This is a genomic window from Tranquillimonas rosea (assembly GCF_900111315.1).
GTDB lineage: Bacteria > Pseudomonadota > Alphaproteobacteria > Rhodobacterales > Rhodobacteraceae > Tranquillimonas > Tranquillimonas rosea.
This window is the reverse complement of record NZ_FOGU01000008.1, coordinates 99,315-125,783: the sequence shown is the minus strand read 5'-3', so window position 1 is coordinate 125,783 and position 26,469 is coordinate 99,315. Positions and strand designations below refer to the sequence as shown.

Here is a 26,469-nt window from a genome sequence, read left to right as displayed (position 1 = left end):
GTCTCCTGGCCTGCCCGCGCGGACCATAGGACGCGAGCCCCGCACCGGCCAGTGGGCGCCATGCGATTTACCTCTCCGGACGGCCGCCATAGGGTGCGCCGGTCGCGTCCGTTTCAAGGTTCACCGTCCATGTCCCGCCTCCTCCTCGGCCAGACCCTGGCCTTCACCGCCGATCCCTTCGCCGGGCCGCCCGACGACGCCGTCCGGCACGAGCGCCATGGCGGCGTCCTGGTCGACGACGGGCGGATCGCGGCGGTCGGCGCCGCGGACGCGCTGCGCGCCGCACATCCCGACGCCAACGTGACCGATTACGGCGAGGCGCTGATTCTGCCGGGATTCGTCGACGCCCACGCGCATTATCCGCAGACCGCGATCATCGCGAGCTGGGGCAAGCGGCTGATCGACTGGCTCGAAACCTACACCTTCCCCGAAGAGAGCCGCTTTCACGATGCGGCCTACGCCGCGCAGATGGCCGAAACCTATCTCGACCTCGTCACGGCGCATGGCACCACCACCGTCTGCACCTTCTGCACGATCCACCCCGAAAGCGTGACGGCGATCTTCGCCGCGGCCGAGCGGCGCGGCATGCGCCTCGTCGCCGGCAAGACGGCGATGGACCGGAACGCGCCCGAATTCCTGCGCGACACCGCGCAATCCGCCTACGACGACAGCAAGGCGCTGTTGCAACGCTGGCACGGGCGGGGCCGGCTGTCCTACGCGGTGACGCCGCGCTTCTCGCCCACCTCCACGCCCGAACAGCTCGCCGCGATGGGCGCGCTCTGGGCCGAGCATCCCGGCTGCCCGATGCAGACCCATCTCAGCGAACAGCGCGACGAGGTCGCCTGGGTGGCCGACCTGTTCCCGCAGGCGCGGGACTACCTCGACACCTACGAGGCCGCCGGCCTCGTAGGGCCGGGCGCTCTCTTCGGCCACGCCATCCACCTCACCCCGCGCGAGACCGCCCGCATCGCCGAGACCGGCGGCGCGCTGGTGCACTGTCCGACCTCGAACACCTTCATCGGCTCGGGGCTGTTCGACACCGCGCGCCGCGCCGCCGAGGGGCACCGGATCGGTCTCGCCACGGATACCGGCGGCGGCTCGTCGTTCTCGATGCTGCGCACCATGGCGGCCGCCTACGAGATCGGACAGCTCACCGGCACCGCCCTGCACCCCGCCCAGCTTCTCTGGCTGGCCACCGCCGGCTCGGCCCGCGCCCTGCGGCTCGACGACCGGATCGGCACGCTGGCGCCGGGGATGGAGGCCGATCTCTGCATCCTCGACCTCGCCTCAACCCCGGCGATCGAACAGGCCGCCGCGCGGGCGGACAGCGTATGGGAACAGGTCTTCCCCACGATCATGATGGGCGACGACCGCGCCGTCGCCGCCACCTGGATCGACGGGGCGCCGACAGCGCGCTGACCCCACCCTCTTTGGTCCCCAAATATCCCCGCCGGAGGCCCGGCCCGCGTCCCCGCGGGCCGGATCGCAGCGCTCACCCGTCGATCAGCCCGCACGCCAGCCGCCGCTGCCGCTCGAGCACGGTCCCGAGGTCCATGGTCGTCAGTACCCCGTCGCGCACGATCCGCCGTCCCTCGACGAACAGGTCCCGCACAAGGCGCGGCCCCGCCAGGCACAGCGCCGCGGCGTCCCAGCTGCCCGCGGACTCGATGCCCGAGACGTCCCAGATTGCCACATCCGCGCGCTTGCCGACCTCCAGCGCGCCGCAATCCTCGCGGCCGAGCAGCCGCGCGCCGCCGCGCGTGGCAAGCTCGAGGGCGGTCCGCGCCGACATCGCGTCCGCCCCCATCGCAACACGCTGCAGCAGCATCGCCTGCCGCGCCTCGTCCGACAGGCGGCTCGAATCGTTGCTGGCCGAGCCGTCGACGCCCAGCCCCACCGGCACGCCGCGGTCCAGCATCGCGACCACCGGCGCGATGCCCGAACCCAACCGGCAATTCGAACACGGACAATGCGCAACGCCCGTTCCCGTGCGGGCGAACAGGTCGATCTCGGCGGCGTCCAGCTTGACGCAATGGGCATGCCAGACGTCCTCGCCGGTCCAGCCGAGATCCTCGGCGTATTGCCCCGGCCGGCAACCGAAGGTCTCGATCGAGAAAGCGACGTCCTCGTCGTTCTCGGCCAGGTGCGTGTGCAGTCGCACGCCCTTGTCCCGCGCCAGCAGGGCCGCATCTCGCATCAGTTCGCGGCTGACGGAAAACGGCGAGCAGGGCGCGACGCCGACCCGGACCACCGCGCCCTCGGCCGGTTCGTGGAACGCCGCGATCACGCGGTCGCAGTCGTCGAGGATGTCCGCCTCGCGCTCGACCAGCGCATCGGGAGGAAGGCCGCCGGCGGTCTGCCCGATGGACATCGCGCCGCGGGTCGGGTGGAACCGCAGCCCCACCGTCGCGGCCGCCGCGATCGTGTCGTCCAGCCGCGCGCCGTTCGGGAACAGGTAAAGGTGGTCGGAGGACATCGTGCAGCCGGACAGCGCCAGTTCGGCCAGCCCCACCTGCGCCGACACGAAGATCTCCTCGGGCCCCATGCGCGCCCAGATCGGGTAGAGCGTCTGTAACCAGCCGAACAGCAACGCGTCCTGCGCCTCGGGCACCGCGCGCGTCAGCGTCTGGAACAGGTGGTGGTGCGTGTTGACCAGACCCGGCGTGACCACGCAGCCACGGGCGCTGACGATCTCGGCGTCGCTCGGCGTCAGACCGTGGCCGATCTCGGCGACCATTCCGTGCCGCAGGCGCAGGTCCGCATCGGCCAACTCGCGCCGTTGCGCGTCCATCGTGACGATGGCCTGCGCCCCGCGGATCAGCGTGTGGGTCACTGCACGTCCCGCAGCAGCGCGAGCGCCTCGGCGTGTATCCGGGCGTTTGCGGCGGCGATGACGCGCCCGCCCTCGTGCGCGGGGTTGCCGCGCCAGTCGCTCACGATCCCGCCCGCAGCCTGGACCACCGCCATCGGTCCCTGGATGTCATAGGCCTGCAGCCCCGCCTCGATCACCAGGTCCACCTGCCCCGCCGCGACCAGAGCATAGGCATAGCAGTCGAGGCCATAGCGCGTCAGCCGCGCCTGCCGCGCGACGGCCTGGAACGCGGCGCGCTCGTCCGGCTCGCCCACTTCGGGGAAGGTCGTCAGCAGCGTCGCCTGCGCCAGGGGCCGCGGCGCCCGCGTGGCCAGGGCACGCTGCCCCTGCGGCCCGACGCTCCACGCCCGGCCCCCGGCACCGACGAAACGTTCGCCGATATAGGGCTGGTCGATGACCCCGATACTGGGGCCTGCGGCGTCCCCCACCGCGATCAGCACGCCCCAGGTCGGCGCCCCGGCCAGGAAGGCGCGGGTGCCGTCGACCGGGTCCAGCACCCAAGTGAGGCACGTGCTACCAGAGCTGTGGCCATATTCCTCGCCCAGGATCGCATCCGACGGGCGCCGTTCGGCCAGGACGCGACGCATCGCGGCCTCGGCGTCGCGATCGGCCTGCGTGACCGGGTCGAAACCGGCCTCTTCCTTGTTGTCGGCGGAGAGCGCGTCGGACCGGAACCAACGCAGCGTCTCGGGCCGGGCGGCATCCGCCAGGGCGAGAGCAGTTTCGGTCAGCTCATCGGTGAGAGCGGGATCGAGGTCTGGCATGCCGGGGCGTCCTATCCTGGAAGAACGGCCCCGGCTTGCGGTGGTTCGTCGGCAGGGTCAAGCCCCGCACGGCCCGACCTCAGCCGGCGTCGCTCAGCACGCGGGCCAGCTCGAACAGGCGGCGGCGCTGATTCTCGGGGATCGCGTAATAGGACCGCACGAGTTCCAGCGCTTCACGGTCCGACATGATATCGCCCGGCATCCCCGAGCGGGACTGGCCGGCCGGCTCACGCTCGTCGAGGCCTTCGAAAAAGAAGGAGACGGGCGCATCGAGGGCATCCGCGATGTCCCAGAGCCGCGAGGCGCTGATGCGGTTCATGCCCGTTTCGTACTTCTGAATTTGCTGAAACTTAATTCCGACACGTTCGGCCAGCTGCTGCTGGGTCATCCCCGTCATCCACCGGCGATGGCGGACCCTCTTCCCGACGTGCACATCCACTGGATGTTTCATTGTTATCGCTCCTGAACTCGTTTCCACTATCGATATCACTTCTGATTGTGCTGTCGGACAACCTGACCTTTTGGTCAGGTCTGGGCAGAACACGCAATGAAACCAATGAAGCAAGGGCACATTCTTAAGCTTTCGCCGCGCAACCTAGACAAAAATACAGGTTCGTCATCGTCGCGGCCGGCTCGCCTCAAGGATGTAGCGCCCGCATGCTCCGGTCTCGACCGCCTATCGCCTCCTGCGTGTCCGGAAGATAGACACGCATCACCGACTCGCTTCGTCAGAGGATGCCCATGCGCGCTTTCCAAGTTACATCCTTCGAAACAGTGCCAGCTGTGCGCGAAGTCCCGGATCCCGCTCCCGCCGAGGGCGAGATCCTGCTCGACATTGCCGCCTGCGGTCTGAACTTCGCCGACCTGCTGATGTCGCGCGGGCAGTACCAGGAAAAGGCCGAACCGCCCTTCACCCTCGGGATGGAGGTCGCGGGCACCGTCGCGGGACACGGGCCGGGCACCTTCGGCCCCGACCTCGGGCAGCGGGTCGCCGTGTTCGGCGGGCGTGGCGGACTGGCCGAGCGGGGCGCCTTCGCCGCCGAGCGGTGCGTGGCGATTCCCGACGCGATGCCGTTCGAGCATGCCGCCGCCTTCCAGATCGCCTATGGCACGTCGCATGTCGCCCTGTCCCACCGGGCCGGGCTGCAGGCGGGCGAGACGCTGCTGGTTCTCGGCGCGGCCGGTGGGGTCGGCCTGACGGCGGTCGAGATCGGCAAGCTGATGGGCGCCCGCGTGATCGCCTGCGCCCGCGGGGCGGACAAGCTGGCCGTTGCGGAACGGGCCGGCGCCGAGCACCTGATCGACAGCGAGAAGGACGATCTGCGGGCCGCGGTGAAGGCGCTTGGCGGCGCCGATGTCGTCTATGACCCGGTCGGCGATCCGCTTTTCACCGAGGCGCTGCGGGCCACCCGACCCGAGGGACGCATCCTGACCGTGGGCTTCGCCGCTGGCGACGTGCCCAAGATCGCCGCCAATCACCTGCTGGTGAAGAACCTGACGGTCATGGGGTTCTACTGGGGCGGTTACATGGCGTTCCGTCCCGCCGTGCTGACCGACAGCCTCGCCACGCTCTTCGCATGGTACGCCGAAGGCCGGCTGCATCCCCATGTGAGCCAGACCCTGCCCCTGGACCGCGCGGACGAGGGGATGGAGTTGCTGCGCAGCCGCAAGTCCACGGGCAAGGTCGTGGTCACGCCCTGAGCGTCACATCATGCGAAAGTGCTGGCGGATCAGCCCGGCCATGCCGTCGCTGACCTCGCTGCGGACCATCGGCCGGGCATAGAGGTTGATCCGCTGCGACGTCAGCTCGGGCAGCGCCCCCCCGTGGTTGATGACCTCGACATGGGGGCCCTCGGTGCCCGCGATCACCGCATGCACGGCGAGGTCGGCGCTGACGGTGGCCTCGATCGTGCGGTCGGACATGGTGTCGACCGCCATTTCCCAGGGAACGCCCGCCCGGTCCAGCGCCGCCTGCGCGCCGGCGCGGAAGATGCAATGGTTGCCGAAAGCCAGCCGCAGCGGCCGTTCGCGCCAGGCCGAGCCGCCGGGCGCCCCGATCCAGACCAGCGGCTTGCGCACCAGGGTCTCGCCGCCCTGGTCGCACCCGTCCTCGGTGGTCAGGATGAAATGCGCCTCGCCCCGCGCGAAGAGCTCCTTCAGGTTCCGCGTGAAGGACGAGACGAGCTGCACCCTGATGCGCGGGAACTCGGCCGCGAAACGGCGCAGGACCTGCGGGATGGCGGGATAGACGATGTCGTGCGGCACACCCAGCACGAGATCGCCCTCGAAGGCGGTGTCGGTCATCTTGCCGATCGCCTCGTCGTTCAGGTCCAGCATCCGCCGCGCGTAGCTCAGCAGCTGCTCACCCGCGCTGGTCAGGGCGACCGAGCGGCCCGACCGGTCCAGCAGCGCCAGCCCGACGCTGTCCTCGAGCCGCTTGAGCTGCATCGACACCGCCGATTGCGTCAGGTTCAGAACGCCCGAGGCGCGGGTCACCCCACCGGTCTCGGCCACGGCCACGAAGGAGCGCAGCGAGGTCAGGTCGAGATTTCGCGGCATATCACGGTCCTTGATGCTGGACGTCACAAGTATTCGTTTTTCATATGGATCACGGCGCGCCATATCGATCAAGCAAATTGATGGACGGCCCCAGCACCGTCACAGAACCGAAAGAGAAAAAGATGTCCGCCTCGCTCGCCTCCGCCGGCGCCCCGGTCCGCGGCCGCCGCCCCGGCCTGCTCTCGCGCCTCCTTGCCGTGCATGCTGTCTGGCGCGAGCGCCGCGCCCTAGCGGACCTCGATGACCGCGCGCTCCGCGACATCGGCGTGAGCCGCGGCGCCGCCCGCGACGAGGCCGCGCGCCCGATCTGGGAACTGCCCGGCCACCGAGGCATTGGATAGGACGGTTCGCCGCGCCACTCGGACCCACTATATCTTGAAAATCGCGCCGCTCTTCCCGATATTCGTAGGCAAGGGCGGTATTCTCGTGACCGCCTTCGTAACTGACCCTTTATGGAGGCGATCAATGGCCAACTACCAAACGGTCCGCGCCGGGGCCGGAGCCCAGACGGCGCAGATCGACGAGGGCCTTAAGGCCCATATGAACAAGGTCTACGGCACGATGTCCGTAGGCATGCTGATCACCGCGCTCGCCGGTTGGGCCATCTCCGGGCTGGCGGTGGACAACGGGCAGCTCACGCAGTTCGGAACCGCGATCTATGCTTCGCCGCTGAAGTGGCTGATCATGTTCGCGCCGCTGATCATGGTGTTTGCCTTCAGTGCGGCAATCAACCGCATCTCGGCGGCGGGCGCGCAGCTCTTCTTCTACGTCTTCGCCACGCTGATGGGCCTGTCGATCAGCTCGATCTTCCTGGTCTTCACCGGCGTGAGCATCGCGCAGACGTTCCTGATCACCGCGATCTCCTTCGCCGGCCTGTCTCTCTGGGGATATACCACCAAGAAGGACATCTCGGGCTGGGGGTCGTTCCTCATCATGGGCGTGATCGGCCTGATCGTCGCCTCGATCGTGAACATCTTCCTCGGCTCGCCGGCCATCGCGTTCGCGATCTCGACGCTCGGCGTGCTGATCTTCGCGGGCCTGACGGCGTACGACACGCAGAAGATCAAGAACGACTACATCCAGCATGCGCAGGCGATGGATCAGGAGTGGCTGCACAAGTCGGCCATCATGGGGGCGCTGAACCTCTACCTCGACTTCATCAACCTGTTCATGTTCCTGCTGCAGTTCCTCGGCCAGCGCGAGTGAGCGGCACCTTCAGGTAACACCGACAGATCAAGGGCCGGCCTCTCGCCGGCCCTTTTTTTGTGGCCCCCTACAGTCCCAGCCGCATCCGCACCGCCGGAAAGACGACGCCGCGGGCAAGGGCCACATCCACCGCCTCGCCCGCCGCGAAGCCGAGAGAGGCGTAGAACGGCACCGCCGTGCGAGTGCTGAGACAGTCCAGCCGGATCAGCCCGGCCGTCCGCGCGGCAGCGATGGCGTGCCGCATCAGCCGCCCGCCGATGCCCTGCCGCACGCAGCGGGCCTCGGTGACGACGTGGCGCACATCCCCCACCGCGCCCGAGCGCTCCGCGCGCGTCCATCCCCCGGCGCCGACCACTTGCCCATCCTCCCGCTCGGCCACCCAGTAGGTGCCCGAAGCCAGCAAGGCGGGCTGCGCGCGAGAGATCAGGGGAATCGCCGTCACCCGCACCGACGGCGGATAGTCGTTCTTCAGGAGCGCCGGGTACGACCGGCCGAACAGCGCATCCAGCACCGCCAGGTCATCGGGCCGCGCGAGGCGAATCGTAACGGCGTGTGTCTCGTCCATTCGTCACTCCCGAAACGAAAAGAGCCGCGTCGGCATATGCCGCGCGGCCCCGCAGGTCGTCCGGTAAGATCAGCTTACTTGATCTTGCCTTCCTTGTAGTCGACGTGCTTGCGCGCGATGGGGTCGTACTTCTTGACGACCATCTTCTCGGTCATCGTGCGCGCGTTCTTCTTGGTCACGTAGAAGTGCCCGGTATCCGCCGTGGAGTTGAGGCGGATCTTGATCGTAGTCGGTTTCGCCATGGCGCGTCTCCCAATAGAGCGGGCCGGGCGCAAACGGCACCCGCCTCGAAATCTGAACCCCGGCTTTTACGCCTGGGCGCGCGTATGTCAACCGCTTTCCCCGCCGTCGGTCGATCTTCGTGATCGTCTGCCCGTCGGCCGAGGGTAAACGGGCGGTCAGGGGTGCGCGGACGGCCTGTAAGCCGGATCCTGTACCGCCCCGAAGGACGGCGATGGTCATTCATCTGGCCACGCGGTTGCCCGCGCGGCTCGAGCTGCCAACCCGGATCCCTGGGCCGAAGCTGCCCTGGGCGCGAAGGCCCGCGGGATCCCTATTCGGCATTGCTCCCGGTGGGGCTTGCCGTGCCGGACCCGTTACCGGGCCCGCGGTGGTCTCTTACTCCACCGTTTCACCCTTACCCGCTGCGGACCGTGGGACGGCCGCACGCGGGCGGTCTGTTTTCTGTGGCGCTTTCCGTCGGGTTGCCCCGCCCGGGCGTTACCCGGCACCGTTGCTTCGTGGAGTCCGGACTTTCCTCGACCCCCGCGGAACGCGGGCGCCGCGACCATCCGGCCATCCGCGCGCGACGGGCTTAGGCCCGCACCGCGCCGCGGTCAATCCCGGCCAGAGCCTCGGCAAGCGCCATATCCTCGGCGTCGAGCGGCCCCCACGCCCAGGGGCGGAATCGCAGACGGAGCGCCGCGAGGATCGTCTCGGGCGCAAGCTCGGGATCATAGCCGGCGCTATGGGCCGCCACGGCGAAAGCGGCCGGGTCCACGGCGCCATCCCTTTGCGGCAAACGGTCGGGCCAGGTCGCCAGCCCCTGCTGCGCGAGCCGCCGCCAGTCGAAGCGCGGGCCTGGATCGGTCTTGCGGCCGGGCGCGCTGTCGGAATGGGCGATCACGCCCTCCGCGGCGATGCCCCACCGTTCCATCAGGCCCGCCAGCAGCGTCTCGAGCACGGACATCTGCACCTCGGAGAACGGGGACACGCCGTCATTGTCCAGCTCGATCCCGATGGAGCGCGAGTTCACGTCGCGGGAGCCCTGCCAATACCCCGCCCCGGCGTGCCAGGCCCGCATCTCTTCGTCCACCAGCTGCAGGCACCTTCCATCGCGGGCGATGAGGTAATGCGCCGAAACCTCCGCGGCCGGATCGCACAGCCGGTCCCGCGCCGCCTCAGCCGAGGGCATCGCGGTGTAGTGCAGGACGATCAGATCAGGTCGCGCGCCGCCGCGCCGGGCGGTGAAGTTCGGTGAGGGATGCCGGAGGATCTCCACCCGGTCAGCGCAGGGACTCGCGGAACGGCGTCGGATCCCAGTAGCAGGCAAAGCCGTCGCCGTCCGGGTCCATGCCCGCGCGGTCGCGCTCTGGGCCGCCATTGGCCAGGAACGCCTCTTGCGCCAGATCGGACGAGGCGTACTGCGCGCAGGAATTGTTGAACTTAGCCTCCGCGCGGAAGCCCGAGCGGCGGTAGACCCGCTCCCCCACCGCGTTCGACGTCTGCAGCGCGTAGGCGACGATGTTCGGCCCCTGCGCCCCGTTGCGGGTGGGCAGCGCCGTGGGCTGGATCACGCGATAGGCTTCGCGCTGCGCCTCAAGGCGCTCGCGGTCCGATTCGATGGTCTCGCGGTCCGAAACGGCGCTGAAATCCTGCTCGTCCGAGATGCCGGGATTGTTGGTGTCGACGTTCTGCGCCGCAGCGGGCGCTGTGGCGCCGTTGTCCAGCGGCGCGGTGTCGACGGGCTCGGCGGAGGGAAGCCCGGCCTGCCGCAGCTCTTCGCTCGAGATCGCCGGGCGCGGCGTCGGCGGCCCCTCGGCAGGGGACGAACCCGCGGTCCCTGCCCCCGACTGGCCACCCTGCGAACTGTCGTACTCGGAGAAACCGGCACCGGGTCCGCTGTCCGGCACCATCGGCGCACAGGCCTGCAACAGGATCGCCGCCGCCAGCACTCCGCCAGAAATACGCATCATGGTTCGCCCCCGCGATTGTCCCCGGACGCTGCGTCTACCACCATTTCTCGGGCTTGGAAACGAAGCCGGCCGCACGTTCCAGTGTGTGCGCGACGTTCAGCAGATCGCCTTCCTCGAACGGACGCCCGATCAGTTGCAGCCCCAGCGGCAGCCCGCTGCGGTCGAGTCCGGTGGGCACCGACACGCCCGGCAGCCCGGCGAGGTTCACCGTCACCGTGAACACGTCGTTGAGATACATCGCCACCGGATCGGCGTCTTCCATCTGCCCGAGCGGGAACGCGGCGGACGGCGTGGCCGGCGTCAGGATAGCGTCCACGCCCGAGGCGAACGCCTCGTCGAAGTCGCGCTTGATCAGCGTGCGGACCTTGCGCGCGCGATTGTAGTAGGCGTCGTAGAACCCGGCCGACAGCACGTAGGTCCCCACCATCACCCGGCGCTTTACCTCGTCGCCGAAGCCCTCGGCGCGGGTCTTCTCGTACATCTCGGTCACGCCGTCGCCCTGCGCCAGCGAGGCACGGTGCCCGAAGCGCACGCCGTCATAGCGGGCGAGGTTCGACGACGCTTCGGCCGGTGCGATGACGTAGTAGGCCGGCAGCGCGTACTTCGTGTGCGGCAGGCTGATGTCGCGGATCTCGGCGCCCGCATCCTCGAGCATCGCACGCCCCTCGGCCCAGAGCTTTGCGATCTCGTCGGGCATGCCGTCGATGCGGTACTCGTCGGGGATGCCGATGACCTTGCCGCGGATGTCGCCGGTCAGCATCGCCTCGAAATCCGGCACCGGCATGTCGGCCGAGGTCGAGTCCAGCGGATCGTGGCCCGCCATCGCCTGCAGCATAATCGCCGCGTCGCGCACGTCCTTCGTCATCGGACCCGCCTGGTCCAGCGACGAGGCGAAGGCGACGATGCCCCAGCGCGAGCAGCGGCCATAGGTCGGCTTGAGCCCGGTGATGCCGGTGAACGCCGCGGGCTGACGGATCGAGCCGCCGGTATCGGTGCCGGTCGCGGCAAGGCACAGATCGGCCGACACGGCCGCCGCCGAACCGCCGGACGAGCCGCCGGGCGTCAGCGCCGTCTCGTCGTTCCCGCGCCGCCAGGGGTTGATCGCGTCGCCGTAGACACTGGTCTCGTTCGAGCTGCCCATGGCGAATTCGTCCATGTTCAGCTTGCCCAGCATCACCGCGCCGGATTCGAACAGCTGGCGCGTGACGGTCGATTCGTATTCCGGGCGGAACCCGGTGAGGATGCGGCTCGCCGCCTGGCTCGGCACGCCCTTGGTGCAGAACAGGTCCTTGATGCCCAGCGGGATGCCGCACATCGAGGGCGCCTCGCCCGACGCGATCCGCGCATCGGCGGCCTTCGCCTGCTCGAGCGCGAGATCGGGCGTGGGATGCACGAAGGCGTTCAGCTTGCCGCCCGCCTCGCCCGCCGCGAGGCAGGCCTCGGTCAGCGCGACACTGGTGGTCTCGCCCTTGCGCAGCGCATCGCGGGCGGCGGCAATGGTCAGGGAATTCGGCTCGCTCATCACTCAACCACCTTCGGCACGGCAAAGAAGCCCTCGCGGGCGTCGGGCGCGTTCGACAGGACCTTGTCGGTCTGGTTGCCGTCGGTCACCACGTCGTCGCGGCGTTTCAGCCGCATCGGCGTGACGCCGGTCATCGGTTCCACGCCCTCGACATCGACTTCCTGCAATTGCTCGATGAAGCCGAGGATGGTGTTGAATTCGTCCGCCAGCGCCGGCAGGTCGTCCTCGTCCACGCGGATCCGCGCGAGCTTGGCCACGTGGGCGGCCGTCTTGGTGTCGATCGACATCGCTTGATCCCTCTGGTTCGCCCGCGGCTTTAGCGCCCTGCCCGTCCGGCTTCAAGCATGTGCCTGCGGTAGACCTCGATCATCCAGCCCAGCATCGTCGCGTTCAGGACGTGCCACAGGAAATGTGTTCCGACCGGTACCGCGCCGCAAAGCGGTTCGTCGAGCGAGCGGAAGGTGAGCGAGACCACAAGGATCGCCGCCCCGATCGCCAGCCCACGCGCCGTCTGCGGCGCCCGCCGGTGCAACGCCACCGCGTAGAGCGCTATCAGCAGCGGCACCGGCCAGTAGAACGACGAAATCGTGAAGAACGGCATGGCCGCGAACAAGGGCGTCAGTACCATCGTCCACGGCACGAACGCCGCTGTCCCCAGCGCCGCCGCCCAGCCTGGCAAGGTCCAGAAGTGCAGGTTGGCGGCGAACAGGTAGAGCAGGATGAAAAGCCCGATCGGCGTGGTGTCCGCGGTCGAGGCCCAGACCGTCGCGTGCGTGTGGAAAAGGTACGACCCGATCCCGATGGCGAAAAGCAGCACGCACAGGAGCCGCGCCAGGATCAGCCCGCTGCTGCGCCGCCACGTGAACGCGGCGGCCAGCAGGAAGGCGGCGTTGGTGACGGCGTTCACCGGTTCCGCCCAGTAGCCCGGATCGGTCCGCTCGCAGTATCCGTCGATATAGGTGGTCCAGTCCATCTGGCCGTTCTCTGTGCTGACTCTACCTCGTAGCGTGAACAGCTATAGGAGGACGCGATGAAAATCACATGGCTTGGCCATTCGAGCTTCCGCATCGAGATCGGCGACCAGGTGCTGCTGATCGACCCCTGGCTCGGCGGAAACCCGAGCTTCCCCGACGACCGCAAGTCCGAGGCGACGGAGTGGGCGACGCAGATCCTCCTGACGCACGGGCATTTCGACCACGCCTCCGAGGTCGTCGACATTGCCAAGGAGCTTGACGTGCCGGTTGTGGGCATCTTCGACCTGATGGGCCACCTCGAAGGCGCGCACGGCCTCAAGACGCTGGGCTTCAACAAGGGCGGCACCGTGGCGCTCGGCAACGTGTCGGTGACAATGGTGAACGCGGTTCACTCATCGTCGATCTCCACCGATCACGGGCCGATGTATGCCGGGGCCGAGGCCGGCTTCATGATCTCGGGCGAGGGCAAGACGATCTACGTCTCGGGCGACACCGACATCATGGCCGACATGGAGTGGATGGCAGAGTACCACAGGCCCGAGATCGGCATCCTGTGCGCCGGCGGCCACTTCACCATGGACATGAAGCGGGCGGCCTTCGCCGCGAAGAAGTACTTCGACTTCAAGACGGTGATCCCCTGCCACTACGCGACCTTCGACGCGCTGGAGCAATCCGCCGACGCGCTGGTCGAGGGCCTGCCCGGCGTCGACGTGAAGACGCCCGAGGTGATGGAGACGATCGAGCTCTGATCCGGACGGATCAGCGGCGCGCGGCGAAGAACTCCGTCAGCAGCGCCGCGGCCGCCTCGGCGGCGATGCCGTCATAGACCTCGGGCGCGTGATGAGCCTGCGGATGCGCGAACACCCGCGCGCCATGGGCCACACCGCCCGATTTCGGATCGGCCGCGCCATAGTACAGCCGCGCGATCCGCGACGCGGCGATGGCGGCGGCGCACATCGCGCAAGGCTCGAGCGTGACGTACAGCGCGCAGCCCGTCAGCCGCTCCTGCCCCAGCGCGGCGCAGGCCGCGCGGATCGCCAGCAGTTCGGCATGCGCGGTCGGATCGTTGCGCCCGCGGGTCTCGTTGCCCGCGTGGGCCAGCACCCTCCCGTCCGGCGCCACGACCACGGCGCCCACCGGCACTTCGCCCCGCGCCGCCGCGGCGCGTGCCTCGTCCAGGGCCAGGGGCATGTGGCTGGTGAAGGTCATGGCCCCGTCATGCAGCCCAGGCCCCGCCGCCGCAAGCGCCCGGAGGCTCAGAGGGGCTTTGTCATGTCCGCCGCGGCCCGCTATGGGAGAGGCATGAGCCAGACACCTCCCCCCGGCGACCGGATCGCCAAGGTCCTCTCCCGCGCCGGCATCGCGAGCCGCCGCGATGCAGAGCGCATGATCGCCGACGGCCGCGTGGCGGTGAACGGCAAGCGCATCGACAGCCCGGCGCTGAACGTCACCGCCTCCGACCGCGTCACGGTGGACGGCAAGCCGGTCGAGGCGCCCGATGACGCGCGGCTGTGGCTCTATCACAAGCCGGCGGGTCTGGTGACCACGGCACGGGACGAGAAGGGCCGCAAGACGATCTTCGACGCGCTGCCCGACCACCTGCCGCGCGTGATGAGCATCGGGCGGCTGGACCTGAACTCCGAGGGACTGTTGCTGCTGACCAACGACGGCGGCCTGAAGCGGAAGCTGGAGCTGCCCTCGACCGGCTGGCTGCGCAAGTACCGCGTCCGCGTGAAGGGCGCGCCAACCGACTCGGACCTCGAGCCGATGCGCAAGGGCCTGGTGATCGAGGGCGAGCGGTTCCAGCCGATGACCGCCTCGCTCGACCGGCAGCAGGGCGCGAACGCATGGCTGACCATCGCGCTGCGCGAGGGCCGCAACCGCGAGATTCGCCGCGCCGCCGAAGCCGTGGGGCTGAGCGTTAATCGTCTCATCCGTATCAGTTACGGACCGTTCCAGTTGGGCAACCTGGCCGAGGACACCGTCGAGGAGGTCAAGCCGCGCGTGCTGCGCGATCAGCTTGGCGAAGGCGGCGGCGAAAAGCCCAAGCGCGCGCCCCCGCGACGCCGCCGGCGCTGAGGGAACAGGCCCCCGTCGCGGAACGTTCGAACACAACGCCGTCGGCTTGGCTGGAAGCGATATTCCGCTTGCTTTATGCTGCGGCGCAGTGGACGGCTGGGGGCGCGAATGGCCAGGCTTGCAATCGCAATCGTGACGGTCGCACTGGTGGCGTTTATCGTCATCGCGGCGGGACGCGCTCTTGGCCATGCGGTGCAGGCAGCCGGACGGGTGCGTTCGGCCGAATTCGGGGGCGAGACGATGCAGAAACTGGCCTTTGCAGTCCTGATGGCACTGATTCTCTACGTCTCCGTATGGGGAGGCGCCTGATCTTGGCCGAACGGTTTGGCGGACGCTTCAGCCCCACCGACGGCGACCGGCCGCGTCCGTCCGACGCGCCCCGCCCCTATCGCGGCAAGCGCCGCAGCCGTGCGGGCGGCCGGGTCAACCTGCTGTTCGTCGCGCCGATTCCGCTGATCCTCTTCGCCTTCGGGCAGGACCCGACAGGCCTTGCCCTGAACCTGGGCGGGGCCGGTCTGCTGTTCGGCGGAGCGTGGATGACGCGCGAGGGCATCCTCGCGCAGGAGGCCTATGAGGCGCGCAAGGTCGCCAAACGGCCCGCCATCCCGCGCAAGATCTTCGGCAGCGTGCTGACCGGTCTGGGCCTTGCCGTCGCCGCGCTCGACGGCGGCAGCGCCGTGGCGCCGGCGATCTTCGCGGTGCTGGGCGGCGGGCTGCATCTGTTCTCGTTCGGGCCGGACCCGCTGCGCGACAAGGGCTCCCACGGCGTCGACAGCTTCCAGAGCGACCGTGTGGCCCGCGTCGTCGACGAGGCCGAGGGATACCTCACCTCCATGCGCACGGCGATCGAGCGGGCCGGCGACCGGGCTTTGGAGGCGCGGGTCGACCGCTTTGCCGCCACCGCGCGCGAGACCTGCCGCGCGGTCGAGGAGGATCCCCGAGACCTGACCGCGGCACGCCGCTACCTGGGCGTCTACCTACTGGGCGCGCGGGACGCGACGGTGAAGTATGCCGACCTCGCCGAGCGCGGCGGCACGCCCGGCGCCCGCAAGGATTACCTCGCCCTGCTCGACGACCTGGAAGAGAATTTCGCCGCCAAGAACCGCAAGCTGCTGCTCGAGGACCGGTCGGACCTGGACGTCGAGATCGGCGTGCTGCGCGACCGGCTCGCCCGCGAGGGCGTGGCGCTGGAATAGACCCCGAACGCTTTGTCCACGAGGAACCCGCAGATGTCCGACACCGTGCGCAAGAGGGCCGAGGCCGACGAGGCCGCGCTTCGCGATGCGACTCAGCCGCTCGCCGAGCCGGCCGCCGACTCGGTCAACTACGCCGACGCCGCCCCAAACCAGACCGCCGAGATCGAGCGGCGCCTGGCCGAGCTGGATATCGGCGATGCCAATTCCATCGTCTCGTTCGGTTCGGCCTCGCAGAGCGAGTTGCAGCAGATCAGCCAGTCGATGCTGGCCGACGTGCAGAACAAGGACATCGGCCCCGCCGGACAGTCCCTGCGCGACATGGTCAGCACCCTGCGCGGATTCTCGGTCAGCGAGCTGGACGTGCGCCGCGACCGCTCGTGGTGGGAAAAGATGCTCGGCCGCGCCGCTCCGATGTCCAAGTTCGTAGCCCGCTACGAGGAGGTCCAGACGCAGATCGACCGGATCACCGGCGAACTCTTGGAACACGAGCACCGGCTGATGAAGGACATCAAGTCGCTCGACATCCTCTACGACAAGACGCTGGCCTTCTACGACGAGCTCGCGCTCTACATCGCGGCGGGCGAGGAAAAGCTGCGGCGGCTGGACCAGACTGACATCCCCGCCAAGCAGGCCGAGGCCGACGGCGCCCCCGAGGGCGAGGCTGTGATGCGCGCGCAGGAACTGCGCGACCTGCGCGCCGCCCGCGACGATCTGGAACGGCGGGTGCATGACCTCAAGCTGACGCGGCAGGTGACGATGCAGTCGCTGCCCTCGATCCGGCTGGTGCAGGAGAACGACAAGTCGCTGCTCACCAAGATCAACTCGACCCTCGTCAACACCGTGCCCCTGTGGGAGACGCAGCTGGCGCAGGCCGTGACGATCCAGCGCTCGAAACAGGCCGCCGACGCCGTGAAGGGCGCGAACGACCTGACCAACGACCTTCTGACCGCGAACGCCAAGAACCTGCGCGAAGCCAACCAGACCGTGCGGCAGGAGATGGAGCGCGGCGTCTTCGATATCGAGGCGGTGAAGGCCGCCAACGCGGATCTGATCGCCACGATCGAGGAAAGCCTGCAGATCGCCGACGAAGGCAAGGAGCGGCGCGCGGCGGCGGAGGACGAGCTGCACAAGATGGAAACCGAGCTGAAGTCCGCGCTCTCCGCCGCGCGGACGCGGCAGGACAAGACCGGGGCGGCCACGGGCGGCGCCGTGCCGGAGCGTTGAAAGGCACGTAAGAATGGCCCTCGCGACTCGATTCGCGCTGCTCGCGACGCTGGCGGCCTGCGCCCAGACGGCGCCGGTCGACCCCGTGCCGCGGCCTGCGGCGCGCCCCGAACGCCCGCCCGCCCCGGAGCCGCCGGCACCGGAGCCGGAGCGCTCGCGCACGCAGGACCCCGAGCTGGTCTCGTATTACGACGGCGTGCAAAGATCCCTTGTGGCGCAAGGACTTCTGCGAACGGACGGGGGCGGGCCGGACACGCCCTACGACGTGCGGCAGCTGGTCGAGAACTTCGTCCGGATCGCGCTCTACGAGGAATACGCGACGGTGAGCGGGCAGATCGTGGCGCGGCAGACGGCGAGTCAACTGCATCGCTGGGAGATGCCGATCGACATGCAGATCGAGATTGGCGAGGCGGTGCCGCCGGCGAAGCAGACGCGCGACCGCAACGCGATCATCTCGTACGCCAACCGGCTGTCGCGGGTCAGCGGGCACCCGATCCGGCAGGTCGAGGCGGACGGCAACTACCACGTCTTCGTCGTCACCGAAGAGGAACGCCGCGCTCTCGGACCGCAGCTGCGGACAATCCTGCCGGGCATCTCGGACGCCGCCATCAGGACGGTGACGGAGCTGCCCCGCACCAACTACTGCCTTGTTTTCGCTTTGGATCCCGCCAATACCGGTGCCTATACACGGGCCGTGGCGATCATCCGGGCCGAGCATCCGGACCTGTTGCGGCTGTCGTGCATCCACGAGGAGCTGGCGCAGGGGATGGGGCTGTCGAACGACTCGCCTTCGGCGCGGCCTTCGGTGTTCAACGACGACGAGGAGTTCGGTCTTCTGACGACGCATGACGAGCAATTGCTGAAGATGCTGTATGACCCGCGCATGCGTCCGGGTATGGGTGTCGAGGAAGCGCGCGAGGTCGCGACCGAGATCGCACGGGAGATTCTCGGCACCGAGACGTGAGTCACAGGACGTGCACCGGGCGTGCACAGAGCATGCACAAATGGGCATACACGAATGGGCATACTGGATTTCCTCAGCGGCCAGCTGATCGACGTCATCCACTGGACGGACGACACCCGCGACACGATGGTCTGGCGGTTCGAGCGCGAGGGCCACGAGATCAAGTACGGCGCCAAGCTGACCGTGCGCGAGGGACAGGCCGCCGTCTTCGTCCACGAGGGGCAGCTGGCCGACGTGTTCACGCCGGGGCTCTACATGCTCGAGACCAACAACATGCCGGTGCTGACCTCGCTCCAGCACTGGGACCACGGCTTTCGCTCGCCGTTCAAGTCCGAGATCTACTTCGTCTCGACCGCGCGCTTCACCGATCTCAAGTGGGGCACCAAGAACCCGGTGATGCTGCGTGACCCCGAGTTCGGGCCCACGCGTCTGCGCGCCTACGGCACCTACACCGTCAAGGTCACCGATCCCGGCCGCTTCCTGACCGAGATCGTGGGCACTGACGGCGAGTTCACCCGCGACGAGGTGTCCTTCCAGATCCGCAACGTGATCGTGCAGGAGTTCTCGCGCATCGTCGCGGGCTCGGGGATCCCGGTGCTGGACATGGCGGCCAACACCGCCGAGCTGGGCAAGCTGCTGGCGCAGGGCATCTCCGAGACGATCGCGGAATACGGGCTGACCATGCCCGAGTTGTATATCGAGAACATCTCGCTGCCCGCCGAGGTCGAGAAGGCGATGGACCGGCGCACCTCGATGGGCGTGGTGGGCGATATCGGCAAGTACACGCAGTTCCAGGCCGCCGAGGCCCTGGGCCGCGCCGAGAGCGGCGCGGGCGGCGCGATGGCGCAGGGGCTGGGCGCGGGGCTGGGCCTGTCGATGGCTGGCCGGATGACGGGCGAGGCGCAGCCGGCCGGCCCGTGGGGGCCCCGTCCGCAGGCCGCCGCGCCGCCGCCACCGCCGCCGCCGGTCGAGCATGTCTGGCACGTCGCCGAGAACGGGCAGACCCACGGCCCCTATTCGAAGGCGCGGATGGGGCGGATGGTGACCGACGGCGCGCTGACCCGCGAAAGCTATGTCTGGACCCAGGGCCAGGACGGCTGGAAGCGGGCCGAGGACGTGACCGAGCTGGCCCAGCTGTTCACCGTCATGCCGCCCCCGCCGCCCGGCGCCTGAGCGATGCCCGACACCACGCCGCCGCCGCCCCCGGCCGAACACCGGTTCCCCTGTGAGTCGTGCGGCGCGGACATGCGGTTCGACCCGGCACGCGGGATGATGCATTGCGCCCATTGCGGCGCCGACGCGCCGATGGAGGACGCGCCATCGCCCACCGCGCCGCTGCGCGAGCTGGATTTCGACACCGCCCTCGCCGCCCGGCTGCCCGAGGCCGAGATGGAGGAGACCCGCGTCTCGCAATGCCCGAACTGCGGCGCGGACGTGGCGCTCGACACCGAGACCCACGCCAAGGAGTGCCCGTTCTGCGCCACGCCGGTCGTCGCCGGCACGGGTACCCACCGCCACATCAAGCCGCGCGGCGTCCTGCCCTTCTCGGTCGACGAGGCGGCGGCGCAGGAGGCGATGTCGCGCTGGCTGGGATCGCTGTGGTTCGCGCCCAACGGACTCAAGGCCTATGCCCGCAAGGGACGGCGGATGCAGGGCATCTACGTGCCCTACTGGACCTTCGATGCCGACACCCGCTCGCGCTATAGCGGGCAGCGCGGCACGGTCTATTACGAGAACCGGACTGTCATGCGCGACGGCAAGCGCGAGACGCGGCGGGTGCAGAAGATCCGCTGGCGTCCCGCCGCCGGACAGGTCGCGCGGTTCTTCGACGACGTACTGGTGGTCGCCTCGCGCTCGCTGCCGCGGGACCATACCGACGCGCTGGAACCGTGGGACCTGTCGGCGCTGGTCCCCTACCGCCCCGATTTCCTGTCCGGCTTCCGGGCCGAGGGCTATGCCGTCGGGCTCGAGGAGGGCTTTACCGAGGCGCGGGGCAAGATGGACCGGGTGATCGAGCGCGACGTGCGCTTCGACATCGGCGGCGACCGGCAGCGCATCCATTCCATCGACACCAGCGTCAGCGACGTGACCTTCAAGCATGTGCTGCTGCCGGTATGGCTGGCCGCCTACAAGTTCCGGGGCGAGACCTATCGCTTCGTCGTCAACGGCCAGACCGCGCGGGTCCAGGGCGAGCGGCCGTGGTCTGCGTGGAAGATCGCGCTGGCCGTCGTCGCGGGGCTGATCGTCGCCGGGATCGCCGGCTATGTCGCCAAGGGCTGATTGCCTGCCGGCCCGCGCACCGCTAAGCCTGCAAGACCACAGGGAGAGGGACATCCGACCATGCTGATGTGCTGCGGCGAGGCGCTGATCGACATGCTGCCGAGGCAGACCGACGGGGGCGAGGCCGCCTTTGCCCCCCATGCCGGCGGCGCCGTGTTCAACACCGCGATCGCCGCGGGACGGCTGGGGATGCCGACCGCGTTCTTCAGCGGCCTCTCGACGGATTTCTTCGGCGACATCCTGGCCGGCGCGCTGGCCCGCAGCCACGTCGATGCCTCGCCCGCCAAGCGCTCCGACCGGCCCACCACCCTGGCCTTCGTGCAGCTGGTGGACGGCCAGGCGAGCTATGCCTTCTACGACGAGAACACCGCCGCGCGGATGCTGACGCCGGACGACCTGCCCCAGCCCGGCGACGAGGTCGAGGCGCTGTTCCTGGGCGGCATCTCGCTGATGGTCGAGCCCTGCGGCGGCGCCTACGAGGCGCTGGCCCTGCGCGAGGCGGGGCGGCGCACGATCATGCTGGACCCCAACATCCGCCCCGGCTTCATCCGCGACGAGGCGGCCTATCGCGCCCGGATCGGGCGGATGATCGCGGCGGCGGACATCGTCAAGCTGTCGGACGACGACCTGCACTGGCTTGAGGGCGACGGCGACGTGGCGCCGCTGGCGCGCGGTCTGCTGGAACGGGGCCCGCGCCTGGTCTGCATCACCGAGGGGGCAAAGGGGGCCACGGGCTATACCGCGGACCACACCGTGTCGGTGCAAGCCGCACGGGTCGAGGTGGTCGACACCGTCGGCGCGGGCGACACGTTCAACGCGGGCGTGCTGGCGGCGCTGGCCGAGGCGGGCGCGCTGGGGCGCGATGCCGTGGCCGCCCTGCCCCCCGAGACGATCGAGGCGGCGCTGTCGCTGGGCAGCCGGGCGGCCGCGGTCACCGTGTCGCGCGCCGGGGCCAATCCGCCGACGCGGGGTGAGCTGTGAGGGCCCTAGTCCAGCGCGTCACCGGCGCCCGCGTCGAGATCGGCGGCGCCGTGGTGGGGGAGATCGGCGCCGGGCTGCTTGTGCTGGTCTGCGCGATGAAGGGCGATTCCGCCGACGCGCCCGAGAAGATGGCCGCGAAGATCGCCAAGCTGCGGGTGTTCCGCGACGACCGCGACCGGATGAACCGCTCGGTCCTGGACGCGGGCGGCGCGGCGTTGGTGGTGAGCCAGTTCACCCTGGCCGCCGACACCTCGCGCGGGAACCGTCCCGGCTTTTCCGAGGCCGCCCCGCCCGAGGAGGGCGAGGCCGCCTACACCCGCTTTGCCGCTGCGTTGCAGGCCGAGGGCGTGCCGATCGCCACGGGACGGTTCGGCGCCGACATGGCGGTGCACCTGGTGAACGACGGGCCGGTGACGATCTGGCTGGACCAGTGAGCGGGCGCTAGAACGACTGCCGCGCGACGGTGCGCGCCAGTTCTTCGATCGCCTGCCCCTGAGCGCGGGCGATCGAGCCGGTGTCGCCCGGCGTGAACGGCACCGAGATGTCGAACCGCCCCGAGCGGTCGGGCGCCCCGTCGCCGAACGGCGCGGCGGCGAAGTACTGCCCGGCCAGGCGGTACTGGCCGTCGGCCCCCGCCAGCGCCGAGGCGACGCGCACGTCGAGCCGCAGGTCGGGATCCTCGGACAGCGGCCAGGGCTCGGCCGCGACGGTGGCCGTCGTCTGCTGGTCGAGCGCGCTGGCGAGCCCTTGCGTGAAGGTCCGCACCGGATCGTCGGCCCAGAGCACGTCGGGGTTGCTGACCAGCGCGCCGGTCTCGTCCGCCACGGTGATCGCCTCGAGCCCGGCATAGAGCGGCAGGCTGACCTCGCGCACCTCGACCGAGCGGACATTGACCGCCTGCCGCTCCATCGGCGCGGGGGCGGGCACGTCGTAGCGCAGCGTGCTGTCGGTGCAGGCGGCGGGAGCCACGGCTGCGAGGGCGAGGATCAGGTATTTCATGTCAGCGTCCCAGAAGCAGTGAGTTCGGCTTGCGCTCGATCGTGCGGGCCAGCGAGTCCACGGCCTGCGCCGCCTCGCGGATGTCGCGCAGGGTGGCCTGCGCCTCGGACCCCAGTCGCCCCTCGGCGTTGTAGCCCGAGAGCGTCGTCTCGGCCTGCGACAGGAGCGTATTCATCCGGGTCACCAGCGCGGGCAGCTCGTTGCTGGCCTGTGCGATGGCATCGGCGGCGCGTTCGGCCGAGGCGAGCGTGGCGTTGGTGTTCTCGACCACCCCGCCCTCGCGCAGGTCGGACAGCACGCCCTCGGCCTCGGACAGCGCGGCGTTCAGCGTGCCGGGCAACGCCTGCGTCTCGTCCTGCGCGACAAGGGTGCGGGCCTGTTCCACGAGGGAGGTCGCCTCGGTCACGAGCTGTTCCAGCGGCAGTTCGTTGGCCCGGGCGGTCAGCGCGCGCAGATCGGCGGCGATGGCGTCGGCCTGGTCCACGATGTCGGGCACCCCCTGCGCGGCACGGTCGACGCTGGCGGCGGCCGAGCGGGCCGAGTCGAGCACCGGCATCAGCGCCTCGGAGACGTCGCGCACGGCGCCCTCGGCGGCCAGGATCGTCTGGTTGGCGTTCTCGATCACGCCGCCCTCACGGATCTGCGCCAGCACCGCCGACGCCTCGGAGATCGCGCCGTTCAGCCGGTCGGGCAACGCCTGCACCCCGTCCGAGGCCAGCAGACGCTCCACCGTCGCGAGCAACGCGTCGGCACGGGCGGCCAGCGTGTCCAGCGGCACCTCGTTGGCATTCTGCACCAGCTGGTCGGCGCTGCGGGCGACCGCGGCGAATTCCTCGAGCACCGGCTGCACGTCGTCCACGGCGGTGTCGATGCTGTTCAGCGTCTCTTCGGCAGAGGCGACGACCGGATCGATCGCGGCGGACAGGTCGTTCACCGCCGTCTGCACCGACACCATCGTCTCGTTCGCCGTCTGCAGCACGCCCGAGCTGCGCACGTCGGCCAGCAGCCCTTCGGCCTCGGCCACGGCGGCGTTCACCTGCCCCGGCAGCGCCTGCACGCCCTCGCTCTGCAACAACGTCTCGGTCTCGGTCAGGATACCCTGCGCGCGGGCGACCACCTGGTCGAGCGGCAGTTCCTGCACCGACAGCAGCAGCGCATCCGCGTCCGCGGCGACCTGTTCGATCTCTTCGATGGCGGACGGCAGGTCCTCGACCGCGACGGTCACGGCGTCGGCGGCCTCCTCGGCCGAGTTCAGCGCCGAGACCAGCGCCTCGGCGGCGCCGGCGGCCTCGGCCGTCTCGAGCAGCGACTCGATGTCCTCGGCGGCGAGGCGGAGAGAGCCCATCAGCTGCGCCGCGTCGTCGGGCAATTGCTGTACCTCGTCCGAGCCGACGATGCCGCGCACGTCCGAGATCAGGCCCACGACCTCGGCCGGGGTGCGCGTCAGGTCCTCGTCGTTGAGGATCCGGTTCACGCTGTCGAGCACGCCGATGGCCGAGGCGAGCAGTTCCTCGACCGGCAGGTCGTTGATGCGCTGGAACACGCCCTCGGCGGTATCGGTGATGTCGGACAGGTCCGACGGGAGCGTCGGCACGATCGGGTTGCCGTTCGGCCCCTCGTCCAGCGATTCCCGCGGCGCGTCGGGGATCGTCACCAGCACGACCTTCAGCTCGTTCGACAGCAGCGAATTGTTCTGGAGCTGCGCCCGCATGCCCCGCTCGACCGTGTCGCCGATGAAATCGACGACCTCCTCGGGGTCGGCGTCGTCGCCCAGGCCCAGCTTGCCCGGCCGCAGCGCCAGCGTTGCCAGCAGGCGCGTGCGCTCGTCCCCGAAGCGTTCCTGGTCGACGATGCCGGTGATCGCGGCCACCTCGCCCACACGGATGCCGCGGTACTCCACCGGCGCTCCGGCCGACAACCCGCTGACGGCCTCGTCGAAGACCGCGGCGACGTTCACCGTCGGACCGATGTCGCTGGCCGAGAACGCGCTGGACCGCGCGGCCTCCTCGCCGGGATAAAGCTCGTAGATGGCGCCGTCCTGCACCTCCTGCCCGCCCGAGACGACGGTATCGAAGCTGACGCCGCCGCCCAGCAGCGAGGCGATGGAGGACACGTTGAGCTGCGCCCCCTGGGCCCCGAACGAGAACGAGAAGCCCGACGTGTCCCAGAACCGCGTCGCCGAGGTCACCAGCCGGTCCTCGGGCGCGCGGATGAACCCGTCGGCGATGACCGACACGCCGTCATCCGACAGCCGCAGGTTGGCGATGCTGCCGACCTCGATCCCGCGGTAGAGGATCGGCGTGTCCTCGGACAGCCCCTCGACATCCGCCGCGCGCAGGGTGATCCGCAGGCCGTCCTGGCTGGCCAGCGCCACCGGCCGGCTGGGCAGCCCGTCGAAGCTGTCGGCCTCGGTCCCGATCTCGGTGTCCCAGTTGCCCTCGATGTAGTTGCCCGACAGCACGGTGTTCAGGCCGCGCACGCCGCGGGCCGAGACCTCGGGCTCCACCACCCAGAACTGCGCCGCCTCGTCGACATAGGGCGCGACCTCCTTGTCGAGCCGCACCTCGACCACCACCGAACCGAGCCCCTCCGAGAAGCTCACCGTCTCGACCAGCCCCACGGTCACGTCGCGATAGCGCAGCTCGGTCTCGTCGGCCGAGATGCCGCTGGCGTCCTGGAAGGCGATCTCGATCAGCGGACCGCGGTCCTGGTATTGCTGCCAGACCACGCCGAGAGAGATCAGCAGCGCGGCCAGCGGCACGATCCAGACGATCGACGCGCGTTCGCGCAGGCTTCGACGGGCGGGCTTGATCTCGGGGCGCTGAACTTGGCTCACAGGGCCGATCTCTTTTCGGCGTCCCAGATCATGCGGGGATCGAAGCTCTGCGCCGCGAGCATGGTGAAGATCACCGACATGGCGAAGGTGATCGCCGCCGGGCCGGGATTGATGTTGGCCACCACGCTGAGCTGCACCAGCGACGACAGGATCGCCACGACGAACACGTCGATCATCGACCAGCGGCCGATGAACTCGACCAGTTCATACAGCTTGTGCCGCGCGCCGGGCGACATCCGGCTGTCGGAGCCCAGGCTGACCGCCAGGAAGCCGATCGCCAGGAACTTGCCGATCGGGATCAGGACGCTTGCGATGAGGATGACCAGGGCGATGCCCACGGCACCGTGACTGGCCAGCTCGATCGCGCCCTCGATGATCGTGTCGTCCGAGCTCTGGAACAGCGTCCGCGTCTTGAGCATCGGGTAGAGGTTGGCCGGAATGTAGCAGATCACGCCGACGGCCAGCCACGCCCAGACCCGCTGCAGGCTGCGCGGATCGCGCGACACCAGCGGCGTGCCGCAACGCGCACAGCGCGCCTGCCCCTCGGGCCAGACGCGGGTGCAGCGTGTACAGGCGATCAGCCCCGCCTCGCGGGCGGTCATGACTCCGTCTTGCGCTCCAGCGCTTTCCATATCGTCCACCTACACATGAAGCCGTCCTGGAAGACGGTCACCAGCACCAGCGCCGCGAACATCCAGAAGGCCGGCCCGTACTCGACACGCGCCAGATCGGACACCTTTACCAGGGCGACCGCAACCCCGATGACGAAGATTTCCGCCATCGACCAGGGCCGCAGCTCCTCGGACCAGCGGAACACGTCCACCGCCCGCGGGAATGGCCGGCGGTCCAGCGCGAGCGGGCCCAGCACGTAGATCACCATCACCGCGCGGGCCACGGGGATCAGCACGATCAGCGCCGCCACCGCCGCCGACAGCGCCACCATCGGCCCGTCGACGAAGGCCAGCGCGGCATCGAAGACCGAGCTGGCATTGGTCAATCCCGCCACCCGGATCTGCAGGAACGGAAAGAACGTCGCCCCGACCATCAGGATCACCACCGCCACCGCCATGGCGATCACGCGGGCATAGGCGCCGCGCCTGGGCGAGATCAGCACCGTGTGGCAGCGATGGCACACCGCGCGCTCGCCCGCGGCCGGCATCTCGGCGTGGTACAACGCGTCGCACTGCGGACAGGCGATGAGCTCGCCCGTCTCGCCCGGCGGCAGGTCTTCGGCGATCGTCATCTCGCGATGC

Annotated in this window: 30 protein-coding genes and 1 other RNA gene; 14 read left to right on the top strand and 17 right to left on the bottom strand. The window is 69.4% G+C overall.

The window, feature by feature from the left end; genetic code table 11:
* Positions 1 to 129 precede the first annotated feature (129 nt).
* The gene (guaD, locus tag BMZ25_RS14265; RefSeq protein WP_092694756.1) at positions 130 to 1,419 is read left to right on the top strand and encodes a guanine deaminase; all 1,290 of its coding nucleotides are present in this window, start codon (positions 130 to 132) and stop codon (positions 1,417 to 1,419) included.
* 73 nt (positions 1,420 to 1,492) lie between these two features.
* Here the strand turns inward: guaD and BMZ25_RS14260 are convergent, their stop codons facing one another.
* From BMZ25_RS14260 to BMZ25_RS14250, 3 genes are all read right to left on the bottom strand, one after another.
* Positions 1,493 to 2,833 carry an 8-oxoguanine deaminase gene (locus tag BMZ25_RS14260; RefSeq protein WP_092694754.1) on the bottom strand — a complete coding sequence of 447 codons (1,341 nt, stop codon included), beginning with the start codon at positions 2,831 to 2,833 and terminating at the stop codon, positions 1,493 to 1,495.
* A complete protein-coding gene (locus BMZ25_RS14255; RefSeq protein WP_092694753.1) occupies positions 2,830 to 3,636 on the bottom strand; it encodes an inositol monophosphatase family protein in 807 nt (268 codons plus the stop codon). Before BMZ25_RS14255 ends, BMZ25_RS14260 begins: the two co-directional genes overlap by 4 nt.
* Before the next feature lie 79 nt (positions 3,637 to 3,715).
* On the bottom strand, positions 3,716 to 4,087 hold the full coding sequence (locus BMZ25_RS14250) for a helix-turn-helix domain-containing protein (protein ID WP_092694751.1): 372 nt from the start codon (positions 4,085 to 4,087) through the stop codon (positions 3,716 to 3,718).
* Between the two features lie 290 nt (positions 4,088 to 4,377).
* Between BMZ25_RS14250 and BMZ25_RS14245 the strand changes: the two genes are divergently transcribed.
* The gene (locus tag BMZ25_RS14245; RefSeq protein WP_092694749.1) at positions 4,378 to 5,337 is read left to right on the top strand and encodes an NADPH:quinone oxidoreductase family protein; all 960 of its coding nucleotides are present in this window, start codon (positions 4,378 to 4,380) and stop codon (positions 5,335 to 5,337) included.
* 3 nt (positions 5,338 to 5,340) lie between these two features.
* Here BMZ25_RS14245 and BMZ25_RS14240 read toward each other — a convergent pair whose 3' ends face one another.
* A complete protein-coding gene (locus BMZ25_RS14240; protein ID WP_092694748.1) occupies positions 5,341 to 6,195 on the bottom strand; it encodes a LysR family transcriptional regulator in 855 nt (284 codons plus the stop codon).
* A 122-nt stretch (positions 6,196 to 6,317) separates the two neighbouring features.
* Between BMZ25_RS14240 and BMZ25_RS14235 the strand changes: the two genes are divergently transcribed.
* Both BMZ25_RS14235 and BMZ25_RS14230 read left to right on the top strand, forming a co-directional pair.
* A complete protein-coding gene (locus BMZ25_RS14235) occupies positions 6,318 to 6,536 on the top strand; it encodes a DUF1127 domain-containing protein (protein ID WP_092694746.1) in 219 nt (72 codons plus the stop codon).
* A gap of 124 nt (positions 6,537 to 6,660) precedes the next feature.
* Positions 6,661 to 7,401 carry a Bax inhibitor-1/YccA family protein gene (locus BMZ25_RS14230; RefSeq protein WP_092694744.1) on the top strand — a complete coding sequence of 247 codons (741 nt, stop codon included), beginning with the start codon at positions 6,661 to 6,663 and terminating at the stop codon, positions 7,399 to 7,401.
* 67 nt (positions 7,402 to 7,468) lie between these two features.
* Here the strand turns inward: BMZ25_RS14230 and BMZ25_RS14225 are convergent, their stop codons facing one another.
* From BMZ25_RS14225 to BMZ25_RS14190, 8 genes are all read right to left on the bottom strand, one after another.
* Entirely contained in the window at positions 7,469 to 7,966 is a 498-nt protein-coding gene (locus BMZ25_RS14225) for a GNAT family N-acetyltransferase (RefSeq protein WP_092694742.1), read from the bottom strand.
* Positions 7,967 to 8,040: 74 nt separating this feature from the next.
* Positions 8,041 to 8,208, bottom strand: coding sequence for a 50S ribosomal protein L33 (gene rpmG / locus BMZ25_RS14220; protein WP_092694740.1), 168 nt, complete (start codon positions 8,206 to 8,208; stop codon positions 8,041 to 8,043).
* A 162-nt stretch (positions 8,209 to 8,370) separates the two neighbouring features.
* Positions 8,371 to 8,769: RNase P RNA component class A (gene rnpB / locus BMZ25_RS14215), an RNA gene on the bottom strand.
* Between the two features lie 11 nt (positions 8,770 to 8,780).
* A complete protein-coding gene (locus BMZ25_RS14210; protein WP_408033441.1) occupies positions 8,781 to 9,467 on the bottom strand; it encodes an N-acetylmuramoyl-L-alanine amidase in 687 nt (228 codons plus the stop codon).
* Between the two features lie 4 nt (positions 9,468 to 9,471).
* Positions 9,472 to 10,161 (bottom strand): hypothetical protein, encoded by a 690-nt coding sequence (locus BMZ25_RS14205; RefSeq protein WP_235859884.1) that lies wholly within the window; start codon positions 10,159 to 10,161, stop codon positions 9,472 to 9,474.
* A gap of 34 nt (positions 10,162 to 10,195) precedes the next feature.
* Entirely contained in the window at positions 10,196 to 11,683 is a 1,488-nt protein-coding gene (gene gatA, locus BMZ25_RS14200) for an Asp-tRNA(Asn)/Glu-tRNA(Gln) amidotransferase subunit GatA (RefSeq protein WP_092694737.1), read from the bottom strand.
* Positions 11,683 to 11,970, bottom strand: a complete 288-nt coding sequence (gatC, locus tag BMZ25_RS14195; RefSeq protein WP_092694735.1) for an Asp-tRNA(Asn)/Glu-tRNA(Gln) amidotransferase subunit GatC — start codon at positions 11,968 to 11,970, stop codon at positions 11,683 to 11,685. Before gatC ends, gatA begins: the two co-directional genes overlap by 1 nt.
* A 29-nt stretch (positions 11,971 to 11,999) precedes the next feature.
* Positions 12,000 to 12,656 carry a ceramidase domain-containing protein gene (locus BMZ25_RS14190; RefSeq protein ID WP_092694733.1) on the bottom strand — a complete coding sequence of 219 codons (657 nt, stop codon included), beginning with the start codon at positions 12,654 to 12,656 and terminating at the stop codon, positions 12,000 to 12,002.
* 57 nt (positions 12,657 to 12,713) lie between these two features.
* Here BMZ25_RS14190 and BMZ25_RS14185 point away from each other — a divergent pair, with 57 nt between their 5' ends.
* On the top strand, positions 12,714 to 13,406 hold the full coding sequence (locus tag BMZ25_RS14185; protein WP_092694731.1) for a metal-dependent hydrolase: 693 nt from the start codon (positions 12,714 to 12,716) through the stop codon (positions 13,404 to 13,406).
* Positions 13,407 to 13,416: 10 nt separating this feature from the next.
* On the opposite strand, the gene BMZ25_RS14180 is transcribed toward BMZ25_RS14185, so the two are convergent.
* Complete coding sequence (locus BMZ25_RS14180; RefSeq protein WP_092694729.1) at positions 13,417 to 13,866, bottom strand: nucleoside deaminase; 450 nt, start codon at positions 13,864 to 13,866, stop codon at positions 13,417 to 13,419.
* A 93-nt stretch (positions 13,867 to 13,959) separates the two neighbouring features.
* Here BMZ25_RS14180 and BMZ25_RS14175 point away from each other — a divergent pair, with 93 nt between their 5' ends.
* The 9 genes from BMZ25_RS14175 to dtd all read left to right on the top strand — a co-directional run bounded on the left by BMZ25_RS14175 (position 13,960) and on the right by dtd (position 21,815).
* The gene (locus BMZ25_RS14175; RefSeq protein WP_092694727.1) at positions 13,960 to 14,736 is read left to right on the top strand and encodes a pseudouridine synthase; all 777 of its coding nucleotides are present in this window, start codon (positions 13,960 to 13,962) and stop codon (positions 14,734 to 14,736) included.
* A 108-nt stretch (positions 14,737 to 14,844) separates the two neighbouring features.
* On the top strand, positions 14,845 to 15,045 hold the full coding sequence (locus BMZ25_RS14170; RefSeq protein WP_092694725.1) for a hypothetical protein: 201 nt from the start codon (positions 14,845 to 14,847) through the stop codon (positions 15,043 to 15,045).
* 2 nt (positions 15,046 to 15,047) lie between these two features.
* Positions 15,048 to 15,932, top strand: coding sequence for a 5-bromo-4-chloroindolyl phosphate hydrolysis family protein (locus BMZ25_RS14165; protein WP_092694899.1), 885 nt, complete (start codon positions 15,048 to 15,050; stop codon positions 15,930 to 15,932).
* A gap of 33 nt (positions 15,933 to 15,965) precedes the next feature.
* A complete protein-coding gene (locus BMZ25_RS14160; RefSeq protein ID WP_092694723.1) occupies positions 15,966 to 17,156 on the top strand; it encodes a toxic anion resistance protein in 1,191 nt (396 codons plus the stop codon).
* Positions 17,157 to 17,169: 13 nt separating this feature from the next.
* Positions 17,170 to 18,120, top strand: a complete 951-nt coding sequence (locus tag BMZ25_RS14155; RefSeq protein WP_092694721.1) for a DUF2927 domain-containing protein — start codon at positions 17,170 to 17,172, stop codon at positions 18,118 to 18,120.
* A 54-nt stretch (positions 18,121 to 18,174) separates the two neighbouring features.
* A complete protein-coding gene (locus tag BMZ25_RS14150; RefSeq protein ID WP_092694719.1) occupies positions 18,175 to 19,293 on the top strand; it encodes an SPFH domain-containing protein in 1,119 nt (372 codons plus the stop codon).
* A gap of 3 nt (positions 19,294 to 19,296) precedes the next feature.
* Positions 19,297 to 20,400, top strand: a complete 1,104-nt coding sequence (locus tag BMZ25_RS14145; RefSeq protein WP_092694718.1) for a TFIIB-type zinc ribbon-containing protein — start codon at positions 19,297 to 19,299, stop codon at positions 20,398 to 20,400.
* Positions 20,401 to 20,460: 60 nt separating this feature from the next.
* Positions 20,461 to 21,381: a carbohydrate kinase family protein gene (locus BMZ25_RS14140; protein WP_092694716.1), complete on the top strand. Its 921-nt coding sequence runs from the start codon at positions 20,461 to 20,463 to the stop codon at positions 21,379 to 21,381.
* Positions 21,378 to 21,815 carry a D-aminoacyl-tRNA deacylase gene (dtd, locus tag BMZ25_RS14135; RefSeq protein ID WP_092694714.1) on the top strand — a complete coding sequence of 146 codons (438 nt, stop codon included), beginning with the start codon at positions 21,378 to 21,380 and terminating at the stop codon, positions 21,813 to 21,815. The genes BMZ25_RS14140 and dtd overlap by 4 nt, the downstream gene beginning before the upstream one ends.
* Before the next feature lie 7 nt (positions 21,816 to 21,822).
* On the opposite strand, the gene BMZ25_RS14130 is transcribed toward dtd, so the two are convergent.
* Genes BMZ25_RS14130 through BMZ25_RS14115 form a run of 4 tightly spaced genes read right to left on the bottom strand, consistent with a single transcriptional unit; the run spans position 21,823 to position 26,459 of the window.
* Positions 21,823 to 22,380, bottom strand: a complete 558-nt coding sequence (locus BMZ25_RS14130; RefSeq protein WP_092694712.1) for a PqiC family protein — start codon at positions 22,378 to 22,380, stop codon at positions 21,823 to 21,825.
* Position 22,381: 1 nt separating this feature from the next.
* Complete coding sequence (locus BMZ25_RS14125; RefSeq protein ID WP_092694710.1) at positions 22,382 to 25,216, bottom strand: MlaD family protein; 2,835 nt, start codon at positions 25,214 to 25,216, stop codon at positions 22,382 to 22,384.
* Complete coding sequence (locus BMZ25_RS14120; RefSeq protein ID WP_235859883.1) at positions 25,213 to 25,818, bottom strand: paraquat-inducible protein A; 606 nt, start codon at positions 25,816 to 25,818, stop codon at positions 25,213 to 25,215. The genes BMZ25_RS14125 and BMZ25_RS14120 overlap by 4 nt, the downstream gene beginning before the upstream one ends.
* Complete coding sequence (locus BMZ25_RS14115) at positions 25,815 to 26,459, bottom strand: paraquat-inducible protein A (RefSeq protein WP_092694707.1); 645 nt, start codon at positions 26,457 to 26,459, stop codon at positions 25,815 to 25,817. Before BMZ25_RS14115 ends, BMZ25_RS14120 begins: the two co-directional genes overlap by 4 nt.
* Positions 26,460 to 26,469: the final 10 nt, after the last annotated feature.

Bases quoted from the DNA above. Each gene is read 5' to 3' on its own strand.
- BMZ25_RS14255 (WP_092694753.1), bottom strand. From the start codon at position 3,636: ATGCCAGACCTCGATCCCGCTCTCACCGATGAGCTGACCGAAACTGCT.
- BMZ25_RS14225 (WP_092694742.1), bottom strand. From the start codon at position 7,966: ATGGACGAGACACACGCCGTTACGATTCGCCTCGCGCGGCCCGATGAC.
- BMZ25_RS14170 (WP_092694725.1), top strand. From the start codon at position 14,845: ATGGCCAGGCTTGCAATCGCAATCGTGACGGTCGCACTGGTGGCGTTT.
- BMZ25_RS14250 (WP_092694751.1), bottom strand. From the start codon at position 4,087: ATGAAACATCCAGTGGATGTGCACGTCGGGAAGAGGGTCCGCCATCGC.
- BMZ25_RS14235 (WP_092694746.1), top strand. From the start codon at position 6,318: ATGTCCGCCTCGCTCGCCTCCGCCGGCGCCCCGGTCCGCGGCCGCCGC.
- gatA (WP_092694737.1), bottom strand. From the start codon at position 11,683: ATGAGCGAGCCGAATTCCCTGACCATTGCCGCCGCCCGCGATGCGCTG.
- BMZ25_RS14240 (WP_092694748.1), bottom strand. From the start codon at position 6,195: ATGCCGCGAAATCTCGACCTGACCTCGCTGCGCTCCTTCGTGGCCGTG.
- BMZ25_RS14185 (WP_092694731.1), top strand. From the start codon at position 12,714: ATGAAAATCACATGGCTTGGCCATTCGAGCTTCCGCATCGAGATCGGC.
- BMZ25_RS14190 (WP_092694733.1), bottom strand. From the start codon at position 12,656: ATGGACTGGACCACCTATATCGACGGATACTGCGAGCGGACCGATCCG.
- BMZ25_RS14230 (WP_092694744.1), top strand. From the start codon at position 6,661: ATGGCCAACTACCAAACGGTCCGCGCCGGGGCCGGAGCCCAGACGGCG.
- BMZ25_RS14115 (WP_092694707.1), bottom strand. From the start codon at position 26,459: ATGACGATCGCCGAAGACCTGCCGCCGGGCGAGACGGGCGAGCTCATC.
- BMZ25_RS14130 (WP_092694712.1), bottom strand. From the start codon at position 22,380: ATGAAATACCTGATCCTCGCCCTCGCAGCCGTGGCTCCCGCCGCCTGC.
- BMZ25_RS14145 (WP_092694718.1), top strand. From the start codon at position 19,297: ATGCCCGACACCACGCCGCCGCCGCCCCCGGCCGAACACCGGTTCCCC.
- BMZ25_RS14180 (WP_092694729.1), bottom strand. From the start codon at position 13,866: ATGACCTTCACCAGCCACATGCCCCTGGCCCTGGACGAGGCACGCGCC.
- gatC (WP_092694735.1), bottom strand. From the start codon at position 11,970: ATGTCGATCGACACCAAGACGGCCGCCCACGTGGCCAAGCTCGCGCGG.
- rpmG (WP_092694740.1), bottom strand. From the start codon at position 8,208: ATGGCGAAACCGACTACGATCAAGATCCGCCTCAACTCCACGGCGGAT.
- BMZ25_RS14150 (WP_092694719.1), top strand. From the start codon at position 18,175: ATGGGCATACTGGATTTCCTCAGCGGCCAGCTGATCGACGTCATCCAC.
- guaD (WP_092694756.1), top strand. From the start codon at position 130: ATGTCCCGCCTCCTCCTCGGCCAGACCCTGGCCTTCACCGCCGATCCC.
- BMZ25_RS14245 (WP_092694749.1), top strand. From the start codon at position 4,378: ATGCGCGCTTTCCAAGTTACATCCTTCGAAACAGTGCCAGCTGTGCGC.
- BMZ25_RS14205 (WP_235859884.1), bottom strand. From the start codon at position 10,161: ATGATGCGTATTTCTGGCGGAGTGCTGGCGGCGGCGATCCTGTTGCAG.
- BMZ25_RS14120 (WP_235859883.1), bottom strand. From the start codon at position 25,818: ATGACCGCCCGCGAGGCGGGGCTGATCGCCTGTACACGCTGCACCCGC.
- BMZ25_RS14155 (WP_092694721.1), top strand. From the start codon at position 17,170: ATGGCCCTCGCGACTCGATTCGCGCTGCTCGCGACGCTGGCGGCCTGC.
- BMZ25_RS14175 (WP_092694727.1), top strand. From the start codon at position 13,960: ATGAGCCAGACACCTCCCCCCGGCGACCGGATCGCCAAGGTCCTCTCC.
- BMZ25_RS14160 (WP_092694723.1), top strand. From the start codon at position 15,966: ATGTCCGACACCGTGCGCAAGAGGGCCGAGGCCGACGAGGCCGCGCTT.
- BMZ25_RS14140 (WP_092694716.1), top strand. From the start codon at position 20,461: ATGCTGATGTGCTGCGGCGAGGCGCTGATCGACATGCTGCCGAGGCAG.